This window comes from Solirubrobacter pauli (assembly GCF_003633755.1).
Classification (GTDB): Bacteria; Actinomycetota; Thermoleophilia; order Solirubrobacterales; family Solirubrobacteraceae; genus Solirubrobacter; species Solirubrobacter pauli.
Genome location: NZ_RBIL01000001.1, coordinates 3,701,355 through 3,714,997, shown reverse-complemented (window position 1 = coordinate 3,714,997; position 13,643 = coordinate 3,701,355). Strand labels below are relative to the sequence as shown.

The following is a 13,643-nucleotide window of genomic DNA, read 5'->3' as shown; positions in this document are numbered from 1 at the left end:
TACCCCGCGGCGGGCTTCACAAGTCGCGCCGGCGGAACGCCCACAGCGCGACGAACGCGATCGCGCCCAGGTACAGCGCCGTGTACGGCCACAACAGCGCGCCGAACGCCTGCGCGCCGCCGAACGGCCCGAGGTTGATCGCGTAGCGGTTGAAGCCGAACGTGTCGGCCGTGATCTCGCTCAGCGCGTTCTGGTAGTGAGCCTCGAACGGCAGGATCCACGAGGTGATCTGGGACACGTCCTGGAGCGTGTCCGAGCTCAGCGCCTCGCCGATCTGCCCGAGCAGGCCCGCGGTCAGCCCCGCGCCGAACAGCATGAAGATCGCGATGCCGTTGGCGGTGCTCGACAGCAGCACCGACCCGCCGAGCGCGAGCGCCGCCAGGATCGCGACGGCGATCGCCATCTGGAAAGCCGGGACGAGCAGCCGGTCCGGCCACCAGTCGATGAACAGGTTGGTGATCACGACCGAGGCCAGGAACACGAGCACCGTGTAGGCCATGCACACGCCCGCGGCCGCGGCGTAGCGGCCGAGCAGGAACGTCGCGCGGCTGAGCGGCCGCACGACGAGCGGCTGCAGCAGCCCGCGTTCGGCGTCGCCGCGCACGGCGTTGAGCGTCAGGAAGACGGCGAGGATCGCGCCCAGGAACAGCGTCGCGAACATCGACAGGCCGAGCAGGGTCGCGCCCGCGACCGTGTCCGGATCGACGCCGGACTCGAAGTCGCCGAACTCGGTCACCTCGCGGGACACGCGCCAGACGCCGAGCCCGTAGAGCCCGAGGAACGCGACGGTGAGCAGCGCGACGACGACGAACACGCGGCGCCGCACGGACTCGCGGAGCGCGAACCCCGCGACGATCTGCACGCCGCTCATCGCCCGCCCACCAGCTCCAGGTAGGTGTCCTCGAGCGAGGACCGCACCACGCGGATCTCGTACACGTCCTCGCCCGCCTCGACCAGCTCGCGCACGAGCCGCGGGATGTCGTCGCGCGCCGCCTGCCCGAACTGCCGCACACCGCGGCCGGTGGTGATCTCGACGCCGCCCGCGTGCGAGAGCTCGGCGGGGGTGCCGGCCGCGACCACCTCGCCGCGCGCGATCATGATCACGCGGTCGCAGACCAGCTCCACCTCCGACAGCAGGTGCGAGTTGAGCAGCACCGCGACGCCGCGTCCGCGCAAGGTCTCCAGCAGCTGGCGCACGGTCCGCCGTCCGGCCGGGTCGAGCGCGCTCGTCGGCTCGTCCAGCAGGAGCAGCTTGGGCGAGCCGAGCATCGCCTGCGCGATCCCGAGCCGCTGCTGCATGCCCTTGGACATGTGCCCGACGCGCCGGTCCGGCACGTCCCCGAGGGCGACGAGCTCGAGCAGCTCACGCCGCTCGGCCGCGCCGCCGGCGGACCCGGTGAGCTTCTGGTGCATCTGGAGCAGCTCATCCGCGCTCAGCCAGTCGGGAAAGCGGAACAGCTCCGCCAGGTAGCCGAGCGCGGCGTTGGCGGCGAGGCTCCCGGCCGGGGCGCCCATGATCCGGGCGGTTCCGCTCGTGGGCCGCACGAGCCCGCACGCGATCTTCACGAGCGAGGACTTGCCGGCGCCGTTCGGGCCGAGCAGGCCGACGAGCTCGCCTTCGCCGACCGTCAGGTCGACGCCTTTGAGCGCCTCGTTGGCGCCGTAGCGCTTGCGCAGGTCACTGACCGAAAGAGCATCGGGCACGGCGCCCATCCTGCCCGATCACCGGCTCAACCTTGCCGTCTGCACGAAATCTCCTCGATCCGTCCACGAATGAAGCCACGTTCGACCTCGCTGTCGGTGAGCGCGAGCGCGGCGGCGTAGGCCGCGGCGGCCTCGTCCAGCCGGTCGAGCCGTCGCAGCAGGTCGGCGCGGGTGGCGTGGAACAGGTGGTAACCGTCGAGGTCGTGGATGTCGGCCATGGCCGCCAGGCCCGCGGCGGGGCCGTCGCGCTCGGCGATCGCGACCGCGCGGTTGAGGGCGACGACCGGCGTCGGCGAGACGTGCCACAGCTGGTCGTAGAGCCAGGCGATCCGCGTCCAGTCCGAGCCACGCGCGTGCTCGACGCCGATCGACGCCTGCAGCAGGTACACGCCGACGCGCCCGAGGGCCCAGCCGCGCGCGACGAGCCGCTCGCCCTCCGCGATCTCCGCACGGTCCCAGCGCGAGCGGTCCTGATCGGCGAGCAGGACCAGCGCCCCGTCGGCGTCCACCCGGGCCTCGCGCCGCGAGTCCTGCAGGAGCATCAGGGCGAGCAGGCCGATCGCCTCGCCCTCGTCCGGCATCAGCGCGACGAGCAGGCGGGCGAGGCGGATCGCCTCCCCGCACAGCTCCGCGCGGATCGGCGGCCCGTAGCCCGCGTTGAAGATCAGGTAGAGCGTCGTCAGGACGCTGCGCAGGCGGTCGGGCAGGTCGGCGTCGCGCGGGACCTCGTAACGGATGCCGGCGCCGGCGATCTTGCGCTTGGCGCGCGTGATCCGCTGCGCCATCGCCGGCTCGGCGACGAGGAACGCGCGGGCCACCTCGGCCGTCGTCAGCCCACCGAGCGCGCGCAACGTCAGGGCCACCCGCGCCTCCGGGGCGAGCGCCGGGTGGCAGACGGTGAAGATCAGCCGCAGCCGGTCGTCGACGATCGGGCTCACGGAGGTCTCGGGCTCGCGGTCCTCGCCGACGGTCCGCAGCTCCGCCTCGAGCGCCATCCGCCGCCCGGCCCAGCGCCGCTCCGAGCGGATCCGGTCGAGCGCGCGGTTGCGCGCGGTGGTGACGATCCACGCCGCCGGGTTGTCCGGCAGGCCGTCGCGCGGCCAGCGCTCGAGCGCGACCAAGAACGCGTCCTGCACAGCCTCCTCGGCACGGTCGAGGTCGCCGAAGACCCGTGCGAGCGTGGCCACCGCCTGCCCCGACTCGCGCCGGAACAGGCGGTCGGCGACCGCGACCTGCGGGCCGCTGGTCAGCCCTCGAACTCCATGATCGGGCGCACCTCGACGGTCCCGGTCTGCGCCTCCGGGATCTGCGCCGCCCACGTCAGCGCCTCGTCGAGGTCCTTGGCCTCGAGCAGGTAGTAGCCGCCGAGCTGTTCCTTGGTCTCCGCGAACGGGCCGTCGGTGAGCATGCGCTCGCCGTCGCGGACCCGCACGGTCGTGGCCGTGTGGCTGAGCTCCAGCGCCTCGCCGCCGAGCAGCACGCCGGCCTTGCCCGCCGCCTCGCCGAACACGGTGTGCGCCTCGAAGGTCGCCGCCATGTCGGCCTCAGTCGCGTTGGCCCATTGGGATTCGTCGCCGTAGATCAGTGCAAGGAACTTCATCTGGGTTCACCCTCCTCGGGCGTCGTCGGTCGACCCTTCGACGTCCGGCCAGACGCTATTCGACATTCGTGGCGCGTAGGCGCTCGTCCGGTTGAGCCACCGGATAGGGTTCGCTGCGATGTCCAGGATCGCGGTCGTAACCGACACCACGCAGTACCTCCCCACCGATGTCATCGAGCGCCACGGCATCCACCGGGTCTCCCTGTACGTCAACTGGGACGGCCGGACCGACCGCGAGATCGACCTCCCGGACTACGACGGCTACTACGACTTCCTGCGCAGCGCGGGTGAGCTGCCCACCACCTCGCAGCCGTCGCTGGGCGATTTCCTGGCGGTGTACGAGCCGCTCGTCGAGGCGGGTGACGAGGTCGTCTCGATCCATCTCAGCGGCGGGATCTCCGGCACGGTCCGGACCGCCGAGCAGGCGCGCGAGCTGCTGATCGAGCGCGGCATGCCCGCCGAGCAGATGGTCGTGATCGACTCGCGCACGGGCTGCGCCGGGCACGGCTTCATGTCCGTGGCGGCCGCGAACGCGGTCGAGCGCGGCGCCGACTTCGCCGGGGCCGTCGCCGCCGCGCACAAGGTCCGCGAGGACCTGCAGATCCTCGTGATGGTGGACACGCTCGAGTACCTGCGCCGGGGCGGTCGGATCGGCGCGGCGGCCGCCTGGATCGGCGCGACGCTGAAGGTCAAGCCGATCCTCACGATCGAGGGCGAGATGCAGCCCGTCGAACGCGTTCGCACCGCGGGCCGGGCGTTCGAGCGCCTCGTCGCGCACCTCGAGCAGCGCCGCGAGGACGGGTGCGACGCGTTCGCCATCCAGCACATCCAGGCGCCGGCCGAGGCGCAGCGCCTCGCCGAGCGCGGGCGTGAGATCTACGGTCGCGACCCCGAGCTGATCTCGGAGATCGGCCCCGTGATCGGTACCCACACCGGCCCCGGCATCCTCGGCGTCGCCGGCCTGCGGACCGAGCTTCTGGGTCCCATGTAGGAGGACTTCGCCGCGCGGCCTGGAAAGGACGGCGCGGTGGGCGTCCCTCTCGATCCTCCTCCGCGCCGCGAAGAGCCGCCGCTCGTGCGCGTCGAGCCGGCGTTCTCGCCGCGGAACATCGTTCGCGCCCTCTTCATCGTCGTCTTCTTCGCGCTCGCGCTGTGGCTCGTGTTCCTGCTGCGCAAGCCGATCAGCTGGGTGCTGATCGCGATCTTCCTCGCGGTCGCGCTGAGCGGCCCGGTGAACTGGCTCAGCCAGTGGATGAAGCGCGGATTCGCGATCACGGTCGTCTACCTGGCGCTGCTCCTGGTGCCGATCGGCATCGGCGCGCTGATCGTGCCACCGCTGGTCACTCAGACGAACAACCTCGTCCAGAACCTGCCGGAGTACGCGCAGGACGCGCAGGACTACGTCGAGCGCAACGAGCGGCTGCGCAGCCTCGAGCAGGACTACAACATCACCGGCAAGCTGCAGGAGGAGGCGGAGAAGCTCCCCGGGCGCATCGGTGACGCGGCCAACGTGCTCGGCGACATCGGCCTCGGCGTCGTCAACAGCCTGTTCAGCCTGTTCACGATCCTCGTCCTGACCGCGTTCCTCCTGGGCAGCGGCCGTCACTGGGTGCAGCGCGCGATCGACCTGCGGCCGCCCCGGCACGCCGCGCGCATCCGCACGGCGGTCGACCACATGGGCAAGGCGGTCGGCGCCTACGTCGGCGGCGTCCTCGCGCAGGCGACGGTCGCCGCGATCGCCGCGTACATCGTGCTGATCATCCTCGACGTGCCGTTCGCGGCGGCGCTCGCGATCATCATCTTCTTCGCCGACCTCGTGCCGCTGGTCGGCGCGACGATCGGCGCCGTGCTCGTCGGCGTCGTGACCGTGTTCGCGGACTTCCCGACGGCGACGATCGTCTGGGCGATCTACTCGATCATCTACCAGCAGGTCGAGAACACGCTGATCCAGCCGCAGATCCAGAAGCGCGCGGTCAACGTGCACCCGTTCATCGTGCTCGTCGCCGTGCTGTTCGGCTCGACCCTGCTGGGCGTGCTCGGCGCGCTGGTCGCGATCCCGGTCGCCGCCTCCGTGCAGATCGCGATCCGCGAGTGGTGGGACTACCGGCACGACCAGCACGTGGCCGAGCTGACCGCCGGCGCGATGCCTCCGGGGGACATCGAGCCCCCGAAGCCTGCGCCGGCGTAAGCCCTAGTAGTACCGTCGAGACGCGCGGCGGCCGGTCAGCAGACCGGTGACGGCGGCGATCCCGCCGCCCACGACGAAGCCCGCCACGGCCGCGCCGATGACCACTTCGCGCTTGTGCGCCTTCAGCTGCGAGCGCCAGTCCGTCGCCTTGACGATCTCGCCGCGGAGGTTCTCCACGGCGAGGCCGAGCTCGGCCCGGTTGGCCTCGATCGAGCGCCGGATCTCCTCCGGCGTGCGCTGCGCGCTCATCGCTTCGCCTCCACCTTGCCGGGCGTGGTCGGTGCCACGACGCCTTCCGGCGTGGCCGGCTGCGGGTTCTGCAGCGTCGCCTTGATCAGCTGAGCCTCCTCGATCGCCATCTGCGGGGTGGGCGGCGTGCTCTTCTTGAACGCGCGCGCCGCCAGGAAGCCGGCGAGGCCGCCGAAGAGGAACAGCAGGCCCGCGAGGATGAGGTAGCCGAGCCACGGGTTGGCCCCGAGGACGTCGGCGATCAGCAGCGCGAGGAAGTGCAGGAAGTAGATCAGCCCTGCGAGCACGAAGATGCCCGCGGCCGCGCCGACGGCGATGCCCTTGACCAGGCCGCTGACCTTCTCGGTCATCTCGGCCTTGGCCAGCGCGATCTCCTCGCGCACGAGCAGCTGCGCCTTCTCGGTGACTTCGGTGATGGCCTTCGCGAGCTCTGACGTCTGATGATCCGGAGCCACTAGTCGACCAGCCTCTTGAAGATGCGGGCGAAGAGGAACGCGCCCACGAACACGGCGCCCGCGAGCACCTCGGGACGGTCGAACGGGCTTCCCTCGCCCGTCTCCTTCTCCACCGGCGCGCGGTAGGCGCTGCCGCCGGCGGCGGACGCGGCCACGGCCGGGTCGGTGTCCGAGCCGAGGCCCGGGCTCATCACGTTGGCGCCCGAGACGGTCGCCGGGGCCTCCTTGGCGGGCGTCGAGGACTCGACCTTGAGCCGCTCGGCGTTGCCGGCCTGCTCGCGGGCCCGCTGCGCCTCGGCCTCGGCCCGCTCGGCCTCCTGCCGTGCGCGGCGTTCCTTGCGGGTCTGCTTCTCCTCCTGGCGGCGAGCGGCTTCGGCCTCTTCGTGGGCCTTGGCCGTCTCCTCCTCGGCGCGGCGCGCGTCGGTCTCGCGCAGCTCGGCACGCAGCTCGGCGCCGCGGGCTTCTGCCCTCGTGCGCTCGGCCTGCGCCTCAGCCTCACGCGCGGCTGCAGCGGCCTCGGCCTCGGCGGCGGTGGAACCGGCGGCGGCGCTGCCCGCCTGCGCGGGCTTCCCGGGCGGCTCCAGGTCCGGCGGGGCGTCCCATTCCTGGGTACGGTCGGGGTCGTTCGAGCTCACTCCGGCGGATCTTCCCCAAAGATGCGGCGGAATACCACCGCGGCGAGACGCGTCGTCACGATCGAGGCCAGTGCCCCGGTGCCGGCGAGCAGGCCAGACCAGGCCAGGCGCTTGACGAGATCGTTGTCCATAGCGGCGGAGTCTATGCGGCCAGGCCGCCGCAGATGGTCTGCACGATGTGGGCCTTCGCGCTGTCGTAGGCGTCCTCGCCCTCGTCGAGCAGCCCGAAGATCCATCCCGTCAACACCTGCTCGATCGCGCCGTAGAACGACATGACGGCGAACTGGGCGGGGATCTCGGACCGGAACTCGCCGCGTTGCTGAGCCTTCTCGACCACCCCGCGGATGAGTGCGTACGCCTCGTCGATCTTGCGGATGTGCACCGCGCCGAACGAGTTCGCGGCGCGTGTGACCTCCACGATGATGACCTTCATCAGGTCGGGATCGTGACGGTAGGAGTCGATGATGAAGCCCGCGATCGCGTGCAGCTTCTCCTCGGCGGGGACCTCCAGCGCGTCTGTGTGCCGGATCGCCTCGAGCAGGACCTCCCAGCGCTCCAGGAAGAGCGTGTCCAGCACCTGGTCCTTGGACTTGAAGTAGTGGTAGACGAGCCCGTAGGCCACGCCGGCCTCGTCGGCGATGTCCGACACGCGGCACTTGTGGAACCCGTCGCGGGCGAAGACGCGGACGGCGGCGTCGAGGATGATCCGCCGCTTGTCGACGGGCGCCTGCTTCGTCACTACGCGGTGACCTGGTCCGGCCACGCGTACGCGGACGGCCGCCGGTTGGCCAGCGACGGCAGCGTGCGACGGATCTCCGTCTGACGCTCGAGGTCGAGCTCGGCGACCACGAACGTCTCCGTGTCCGGCGCGGTCGCGAGCACCACGCCCCACGGGTCGACGATCATCGAGCGCCCGCCGGAGCGGATGCCGGGCGCGTGCTCGCCGACCTGGTTGGCGGCGACGACGAACGCCTGCCCCTCGATCGCGCGGGCGCGCAGCAGGATCTCCCAGTGGTCGCGCGTCGTCGCGAACGTGAACGCGGCCGGGACGGCGATGATCTCCGCGCCCCGGACCGCGAGGATCCGGTAGAGCTCGGGGAAGCGGACGTCGTAGCAGATGGACAGGCCGAGGCCGGTGCCACCGCTGGTCTCCGAGACGACGATCTCCTCGCCGGGCGCCTCGTGCGCGGACTCCTTGTAGACGCGCCCGCCGACCTCCACGTCGAACATGTGGATCTTGCGGTAGGTCGCGCGGACCTCGCCGTCGGGGGACACGTGCAGCGACGTGTTGCTGTGGCGGTCCTCGCCCTGCTCGGTGAACGAGCCGGCGACGAGGTCGATGCCGAGCTCGCGCGCGATGCCCTTCGCCCACTGCGCGACGGTTCCGTCGAGCGGCTCGGCGGCGGCGATCGTCTGCTCCGGCGTGCCCAGCGCGGGCCACTTCTCCGGGAGCACGACCAGCTCGGCACCGGCCTTCGCGGCCGCCCGCGTCAGGCGGTCGGCGGCCTCGAGGTTGCGATCGCGATCAGGGGTGGACTGCAGCTGAACGGCGGCGGCGAACACGAGGGGTCTCCTTCATTGACCAGCGGGTCAATCCGGCGGCTGAGCATATCGTGTGAACGGCATGCCGCTACGGAAGTCCTGGCACTGGGTGGGCGCGTTCGGACCGGACGTGATGCTGTGCGTCGCACACGCCCGCGTCGGCGTGATCCGCCGCTCGTGGTGGGCGGTCTGGGACGGCACGCAGCTGCACGAGGGCACGCGCGCGCCGTTCACGCTGGCGCTGGAGCGGGGCACGCCGATCGAGGTCACCACCGGCCCGGCCTTCACCCGCAAGACGCCGCTGCGCGTGCGCGGGACCGTGCTCGGGAAGACGATCGACCTGCCCGGCCTGCTCGACGAGTCCCACGGCCGCCATGCGCGCCGCACCGCGTGGATGTGGTCGGCGGGCGCGGGCGTCACCACCGACGGCGCGCCGGTCGTCTGGAACCTCGTCGACGGCCTGCACGACGGCACGCCGTCCGAGCGCACCGTCTGGCTCGACGGCGTCCCGCACGAGGTCGGCCCGCAGCCGTTCGACGGCCTGTGCGGCGTCGGCGACCTGCGCTTCACGGCGAGCGTCACCCGGGCCAAGAAGGAGAACTACCTCGTCCTCGCCTCCGACTACGAGCAGCCGTTCGGCACGTTCACGGGCTCGCTGCCGGTCGCGGGCGAGCTCGCCTCGGGCCACGGCGTGATGGAGCGCCACGAGGCGCTCTGGTGACGAACTTGAACGTCCTGGACGTTTATGTTCGTGCGGTGCACACGTGATCGTCGCTGCCGCGGCGCTCGTCGCGGCGATCGCCGCCGCGATCGCGCGGCGGGCGCCCGAGGCGCTGGTGGCGCTCGCCGGCGCGGCGCTGCTGCTCGCGATCGGCGTGCTCGAGCCCCGCGACGCGCTGGACGAGGCCGAGTCGCTCGCACCCACGCTCGCCGTGCTGGCCTCGTTGCTCGTGCTCGGGGACGGGTGTGAGCGGGCCGGTCTGTTCGACGCGCTCGCGGCGCGGATGGCCGTGCGGGCGCGCGGGTCGGGGCCACGGCTGCTCGCGTACGTGTTCGCGGCCGCGGTCGCCGTCACCGCGGTGCTCGGGCTGGACGCGACCGTCGTGCTGCTCACGCCCGCCGCGTTCGCCGCCGCCGCGAAGGCGCGGATGCCCGGCCGACCGCACGTCTACGCGACGTCGCACCTGGCCAACTCGGCCAGCCTGCTCCTCCCCATCTCCAACCTGACGAACCTGCTCGCGTTCAAGGCGACGGACCTGTCGTTCGCGGGCTTCGCGGCCAAGATGGCGCTGCCGACCGCGGTCGCGGTCGCGATCGAGTGGCTCGTCCTGCGGCGCGTGTTCCGGACCGCGCTCGAGACGCCCGGCCGCACCCCGCGCACCGACCTGCCGCCGATCCCGCGGCGCCCGCTCGTCATCCTCGCGCTGACGCTGGCCGGCTTCCTCGCCGCCGGCCCGCTCGGCCTCGACGCCGCCTGGCCCGCCGCCGCCGGCGCACTCCTCATGGGTCCACGCCTGAAGGCCATGGACCTCCCGCTGATCGCCTTCGTGCTCGGGCTGAGCCTGATCGTGCGCGCGCTGGCGGACGCCGGGCTCGCGGACGTCGTCGCCGACGTCCTGCCGCAGGGCACGGGGCTGCTGGCGCTGCTCGGCGCGACCTTCCTCGCGGCGGCGCTGGCCAACGTCCTCAACAACGTCCCGGCCCTGCTCGTCCTGCTCCCCGCGGCGGCCGCGGCCGGACCCGCCACCGTGCTGGCCGTGCTGATCGGCGTCAACGCCGGGCCGAACCTCACCTACACGGGCAGCCTCGCCACGCTGATCTGGCGGCGCGTCCTGCGCGAGCGCGGCGAGGACGTCAGCCACCGCGAGTTCCACGTGCTCGGCGCGCTGTCGGTGCCGCCGATCCTGATCGGCGCTACCGTCGCCCTGTGGCTGGTGACGTGAGAGTCCTCGCCTGGATCACCGAAGGCGGGTGGGAGGCCGCGATCGACGCGGTCAAGACGCTGCGCACGAGCCACGTCACGCTCGTGCACGTCGACACGGTCGACCTGCCCGGCCGCGGGCACCGCCACAGCGAGGTGATGGAGCGCATGCACGCGCTCGCGGGCGAGGCCGCGGAGGCGCTGCTCGAGGACGCCGAGGAGCGGCTCGGCCGCGAGGCCGACAAGCGCGCCGAGAGTGGCGTCGCCGAGACGATCGTCTACGAGCTGGCCACCGAGCACGACGTCCTGGTCCTCGCGCGTGACGGACGTCACAGCGGCCCGCACTCGATCGGGCATGATCAGCGCTGGGTGATCGATCACGCGCCCTGCACGGTGATCATGACCTGGCCGGAGGGCGCGCCCGACCCGAGCGAGCCGCCTCCCAAGCCCAAGCCGAAGCCGCCGCACTCAAAGCCCAAGCCGAAGCCGAAACCGAAGCCACTATGAGCCTTCCGCCCGGCCCGTCAGGTCCACACCTCCTGCAGACGATGGGCTGGCTCTCGCGCCCCGGCCCGTACTCGCGCCGGCTGCGCGCCCGCTACGGGGACGTGATCACGCTGCACGTCGAGCGGCACGCGCCGTGGGTCCTGCTCGGCGACCCCGACCACGTCAAGCAGGTCTTCACCGGCGACCCGGACGTGCTCCACGCGGGCGAGGGCAACGCGATCCTCAAGCCGCTCCTGGGCCCGCGCAGCGTGCTGCTGCTCGACGGCTCCGAGCACCTGCAGCAACGCAAGCTGATGCTGCCGCCGTTCCACGGCGAGCGGATGCAGGCGTACGGGGACATGATCCGCGCGATCGCCGCCGAGGAGGTCGCGTCGTGGCCGACGGGGCAGCCGCTCCCGACCCGCCTGCGCACGCAGGCGCTGACGCTCGAGATCATCATGCGCGCGATCTTCGGCAGCCGTGACGAGCGCCTGCGCGACGCGGTCAACGCGCTGCTGGAGTTCGTCGGCCGGCCGAGCTCCCTCGTGCTGTCCGTGCTCGGCGGCACGCGCGCGAACGCCTACGTCTACGGCCGCGTGCGCGCCGAGGTCGACAGGTTGCTCGCGGAGCTGATCGCCGCCCGCCGCGCCGACCCCGAGCTCGCGTCCAAGGACGACATCCTCTCGCTGCTGATGGCGGGCACGGACATGGACGACGTGACGCTGATCGACGAGCTGGTCACGCTGCTCGCCGCCGGCCACGAGACGACCGCGACCGCGCTCGCCTGGGCGCTCGAGCGGCTCGCGCGCCACCCGGCGGCGTGGGCGCGTCTGCGTGAGGGCGAGGACGACTACCTGGACGCGGTCTGCAAGGAGACGCTGCGCCTGCGCCCGGTCATCCCGGGCGTGATCCGCATGCTCAAGGCGCCGTACGAGATCGGCGGCTACACCGTGCCCGCGGGCGTCGCGGTCGTGCCCTCCATCCACCTGGTGCACACGCGCGAGGACATCTACCCCGACCCGCTCGCCTTCCGCCCGGAGCGCTTCCTCGAGCAGCCGGCCGGGACCTACACGTGGATCCCGTTCGGCGGCGGCGTGCGGCGCTGCCTCGGCGCGAGCTTCGCGCTGTTCGAGATGCGCTGGGTGCTGCGCGCGATCGCGGACGCCGTCGTCGACCTGCGGCCCGTGACGCCCCGCTCCGAAGGCACCAAGCACCGCTCGATCACGCTCGCGCCCCGGGCCGACGGCCGCGTCATCGTGGCGCGACGAACAGCGCCTGTGCGCCGCGCGCAACCGGTCCCGACCGGTCGCTGAGCACCGACGCGGCCAGGCCCGCGCCGCCCTCCGCGATCTCCGTCGCGGCGTCCAGCAGCACCCACTCGCCGACCGGCTCGCGCACGAAGTGCACGGTCAGCTCGGTGTTGACGAACAGGTAGCGGTCCCAGTCGAGCACGTTCGACGCGCCGTTGCCGGAGTCCGCGACCACGACGACGCGCTGCCGCGGCGACGGCTCCTCGCCGTCCACCAGCGGGACCTTCATCCGCGTCCACACGGTCGCCGGCCCACGGTCGGTCCAGCCGCCGCGCGCCCAGCGCCATTCGACGGCGTGCGCGTAGCCGTACGCCTCGCCGAGCGCGGGCGGCGGGACGTCCTCCGCGTCCGGCAGCGAACATAAAGGGCCAGGCCCTTTATGTTCCACCGGCGACGCGCGTACCCGCCACGCCCGTGCCCGCATGACGGCGCGCCCGTCCGCGGCCAGCTCGCCGGACAGCAGCTCGACCGATCGGCCCTGCCGCTCCACCGCCGTCGTCACGAGCATCTCCCCGATCGGCACCGGCCCGAGGATCTCGACGGTCATGCGCGCGATCACCAGGTCCGACGGCATCCCTTCGAACGCGCGCAGCAGCAGCGCCGACGGCGGCCCGGCGTGCTGGTGCGCGGGGTCCCACGGTCCGGAGGTCCGCTCGGTCGCGCGGAAGCGCCCCTCGCCGAGCTCCACGTAGAAGCTCACAGCCCGAGCAACTCCCGCGCCTCGTGCACGGTCGCCAGGCGCCGGCCGGCGTCGACCGCCATCCGCGCGCCCCGCGCGACGAGGTCGCCGTTGGAACGCGCCATCTCGCCCTCGGGCAGGTAGAAGTTGTCCTCCAGCCCGACGCGGATGTTGCCGCCCAGGGAGAGCGCCGCCGCGAGCAGCCCCCACTGCCCGCGGGAGATGCCGATCACGCCCCACTGGTGCGGCACGTCGGGCACCTGCTCGGCCATGTGGGCGACGTTGCGCGCCGTCGGGCGGATGCCGCCGGTCACGCCCATCACGAACGACACCTGCAGGGGCGGCTTCAGCACGCCCATGTCCAGCAGCGGGTCGAGCGAGGCCACGTGCCCGGAGTCGAAGCACTCGTGCTCGGGCCGGATGCCGTGCTCGACCATCGTGCCCAGGAGCGCGCCGATGCTGTCGAACGAGTTCTCGAACACCGCCTTGAAGACGAAGTCCTTCCGGCGCGCGGAGTACTTCGCGTAGTTCATCGACCCCATGTTCAGGGCGCCGACGTCCGGCCGCAGCTCGCGCAGGTAGGCCTGGCGCGTCTCGATCGGCACGCCGAGCGCGCCCGTCGAGTAGTTGATGATCAGGTCGCGCCCGACCTCCGCGACGATCGCCTCGGTGATCGCGCGGAAGTCCTCCACCGCGTGCGACGGCGTGCCGTCGGGCCGCCGCGCGTGGATGTGGATCATCACGCCGCCCTCGTCGACGATCCGCCGCGCCTCGGCGGCGTACTCGGCGGGCGTGTACGGGATCGCCGGGCACTGGTCGCGCGAGGCGAGCGCGCCGGAGACGGCGCACGTCAGGATCACGGGGTCGTCCACGA

The 13,643-nt window shown here is 72.3% G+C and carries 18 protein-coding genes; 6 read left to right on the top strand and 12 right to left on the bottom strand.

Features of this window, described 5'->3' with window-relative positions; translation table 11 throughout:
- Positions 1-16 precede the first annotated feature (16 nt).
- From C8N24_RS17400 to C8N24_RS17385, 4 genes are read right to left on the bottom strand one after another with little or no spacing between them, the layout of a single operon-like run.
- Positions 17-871 (bottom strand): ABC transporter permease subunit, encoded by an 855-nt coding sequence (locus C8N24_RS17400; protein ID WP_121251951.1) that lies wholly within the window; start codon positions 869-871, stop codon positions 17-19.
- The gene (locus tag C8N24_RS17395) at positions 868-1,713 is read right to left on the bottom strand and encodes an ABC transporter ATP-binding protein (RefSeq protein WP_121251949.1); all 846 of its coding nucleotides are present in this window, start codon (positions 1,711-1,713) and stop codon (positions 868-870) included. Before C8N24_RS17395 ends, C8N24_RS17400 begins: the two co-directional genes overlap by 4 nt.
- A 17-nt stretch (positions 1,714-1,730) precedes the next feature.
- Positions 1,731-2,954: a sigma-70 family RNA polymerase sigma factor gene (locus tag C8N24_RS17390; protein ID WP_121253279.1), complete on the bottom strand. Its 1,224-nt coding sequence runs from the start codon at positions 2,952-2,954 to the stop codon at positions 1,731-1,733.
- Positions 2,951-3,304 carry a YciI family protein gene (locus tag C8N24_RS17385; protein WP_121251947.1) on the bottom strand — a complete coding sequence of 118 codons (354 nt, stop codon included), beginning with the start codon at positions 3,302-3,304 and terminating at the stop codon, positions 2,951-2,953. The genes C8N24_RS17390 and C8N24_RS17385 overlap by 4 nt, the downstream gene beginning before the upstream one ends.
- Positions 3,305-3,422: 118 nt before the next feature.
- Between C8N24_RS17385 and C8N24_RS17380 the strand changes: the two genes are divergently transcribed.
- Both C8N24_RS17380 and C8N24_RS17375 read left to right on the top strand, forming a co-directional pair.
- Positions 3,423-4,295 (top strand): DegV family protein, encoded by an 873-nt coding sequence (locus C8N24_RS17380; protein ID WP_121251946.1) that lies wholly within the window; start codon positions 3,423-3,425, stop codon positions 4,293-4,295.
- 36 nt (positions 4,296-4,331) lie between these two features.
- On the top strand, positions 4,332-5,492 hold the full coding sequence (locus tag C8N24_RS17375; RefSeq protein ID WP_121251944.1) for an AI-2E family transporter: 1,161 nt from the start codon (positions 4,332-4,334) through the stop codon (positions 5,490-5,492).
- Positions 5,493-5,495: 3 nt separating this feature from the next.
- Here the strand turns inward: C8N24_RS17375 and C8N24_RS17370 are convergent, their stop codons facing one another.
- Genes C8N24_RS17370 through C8N24_RS17350 form a run of 6 tightly spaced genes read right to left on the bottom strand, consistent with a single transcriptional unit; the run spans position 5,496 to position 8,394 of the window.
- Positions 5,496-5,741: a DUF3618 domain-containing protein gene (locus tag C8N24_RS17370; protein ID WP_121251942.1), complete on the bottom strand. Its 246-nt coding sequence runs from the start codon at positions 5,739-5,741 to the stop codon at positions 5,496-5,498.
- The gene (locus C8N24_RS17365; RefSeq protein ID WP_121251940.1) at positions 5,738-6,196 is read right to left on the bottom strand and encodes a phage holin family protein; all 459 of its coding nucleotides are present in this window, start codon (positions 6,194-6,196) and stop codon (positions 5,738-5,740) included. The genes C8N24_RS17370 and C8N24_RS17365 overlap by 4 nt, the downstream gene beginning before the upstream one ends.
- Positions 6,196-6,831: a hypothetical protein gene (locus C8N24_RS17360; protein ID WP_121251938.1), complete on the bottom strand. Its 636-nt coding sequence runs from the start codon at positions 6,829-6,831 to the stop codon at positions 6,196-6,198. The genes C8N24_RS17365 and C8N24_RS17360 overlap by 1 nt, the downstream gene beginning before the upstream one ends.
- On the bottom strand, positions 6,828-6,962 hold the full coding sequence (locus C8N24_RS35365; RefSeq protein ID WP_255526001.1) for a hypothetical protein: 135 nt from the start codon (positions 6,960-6,962) through the stop codon (positions 6,828-6,830). The genes C8N24_RS17360 and C8N24_RS35365 overlap by 4 nt, the downstream gene beginning before the upstream one ends.
- A gap of 11 nt (positions 6,963-6,973) precedes the next feature.
- Positions 6,974-7,570, bottom strand: a complete 597-nt coding sequence (locus C8N24_RS17355; RefSeq protein ID WP_245971876.1) for a TetR/AcrR family transcriptional regulator — start codon at positions 7,568-7,570, stop codon at positions 6,974-6,976.
- Entirely contained in the window at positions 7,570-8,394 is an 825-nt protein-coding gene (locus C8N24_RS17350; RefSeq protein ID WP_121251934.1) for a carbon-nitrogen hydrolase family protein, read from the bottom strand. The genes C8N24_RS17355 and C8N24_RS17350 overlap by 1 nt, the downstream gene beginning before the upstream one ends.
- Positions 8,395-8,455: 61 nt before the next feature.
- On the opposite strand from C8N24_RS17350, the gene C8N24_RS17345 reads away from it, so the two are divergent.
- From C8N24_RS17345 to C8N24_RS17330, 4 genes are read left to right on the top strand one after another with little or no spacing between them, the layout of a single operon-like run.
- Positions 8,456-9,094, top strand: coding sequence for a DUF2804 family protein (locus C8N24_RS17345; protein WP_147447850.1), 639 nt, complete (start codon positions 8,456-8,458; stop codon positions 9,092-9,094).
- Between the two features lie 43 nt (positions 9,095-9,137).
- Positions 9,138-10,316, top strand: a complete 1,179-nt coding sequence (locus tag C8N24_RS17340) for an SLC13 family permease (RefSeq protein ID WP_121251930.1) — start codon at positions 9,138-9,140, stop codon at positions 10,314-10,316.
- Positions 10,313-10,801, top strand: coding sequence for a universal stress protein (locus C8N24_RS17335; RefSeq protein WP_147447849.1), 489 nt, complete (start codon positions 10,313-10,315; stop codon positions 10,799-10,801). The genes C8N24_RS17340 and C8N24_RS17335 overlap by 4 nt, the downstream gene beginning before the upstream one ends.
- Complete coding sequence (locus C8N24_RS17330) at positions 10,798-12,093, top strand: cytochrome P450 (protein ID WP_121251926.1); 1,296 nt, start codon at positions 10,798-10,800, stop codon at positions 12,091-12,093. The genes C8N24_RS17335 and C8N24_RS17330 overlap by 4 nt, the downstream gene beginning before the upstream one ends.
- Here the strand turns inward: C8N24_RS17330 and C8N24_RS17325 are convergent.
- Positions 12,032-12,790: a thioesterase family protein gene (locus C8N24_RS17325; protein ID WP_121251924.1), complete on the bottom strand. Its 759-nt coding sequence runs from the start codon at positions 12,788-12,790 to the stop codon at positions 12,032-12,034. The genes C8N24_RS17330 and C8N24_RS17325 overlap by 62 nt on opposite strands.
- Positions 12,787-13,641 (bottom strand): beta-keto acid cleavage family enzyme, encoded by an 855-nt coding sequence (locus C8N24_RS17320; RefSeq protein WP_121251922.1) that lies wholly within the window; start codon positions 13,639-13,641, stop codon positions 12,787-12,789. The genes C8N24_RS17325 and C8N24_RS17320 overlap by 4 nt, the downstream gene beginning before the upstream one ends.
- Positions 13,642-13,643 lie beyond the last annotated feature (2 nt).

What these genes read in the sequence shown, in the direction of transcription:
- C8N24_RS17330 (WP_121251926.1), top strand. Translation starts at nt 10,798, where the DNA reads ATGAGCCTTCCGCCCGGCCCGTCAGGTCCACACCTCCTGCAGACGATG.
- C8N24_RS17400 (WP_121251951.1), bottom strand. Translation starts at nt 871, where the DNA reads ATGAGCGGCGTGCAGATCGTCGCGGGGTTCGCGCTCCGCGAGTCCGTG.
- C8N24_RS35365 (WP_255526001.1), bottom strand. Translation starts at nt 6,962, where the DNA reads ATGGACAACGATCTCGTCAAGCGCCTGGCCTGGTCTGGCCTGCTCGCC.
- C8N24_RS17395 (WP_121251949.1), bottom strand. Translation starts at nt 1,713, where the DNA reads ATGGGCGCCGTGCCCGATGCTCTTTCGGTCAGTGACCTGCGCAAGCGC.
- C8N24_RS17380 (WP_121251946.1), top strand. Translation starts at nt 3,423, where the DNA reads ATGTCCAGGATCGCGGTCGTAACCGACACCACGCAGTACCTCCCCACC.
- C8N24_RS17385 (WP_121251947.1), bottom strand. Translation starts at nt 3,304, where the DNA reads ATGAAGTTCCTTGCACTGATCTACGGCGACGAATCCCAATGGGCCAAC.
- C8N24_RS17370 (WP_121251942.1), bottom strand. Translation starts at nt 5,741, where the DNA reads ATGAGCGCGCAGCGCACGCCGGAGGAGATCCGGCGCTCGATCGAGGCC.
- C8N24_RS17345 (WP_147447850.1), top strand. Translation starts at nt 8,456, where the DNA reads ATGCCGCTACGGAAGTCCTGGCACTGGGTGGGCGCGTTCGGACCGGAC.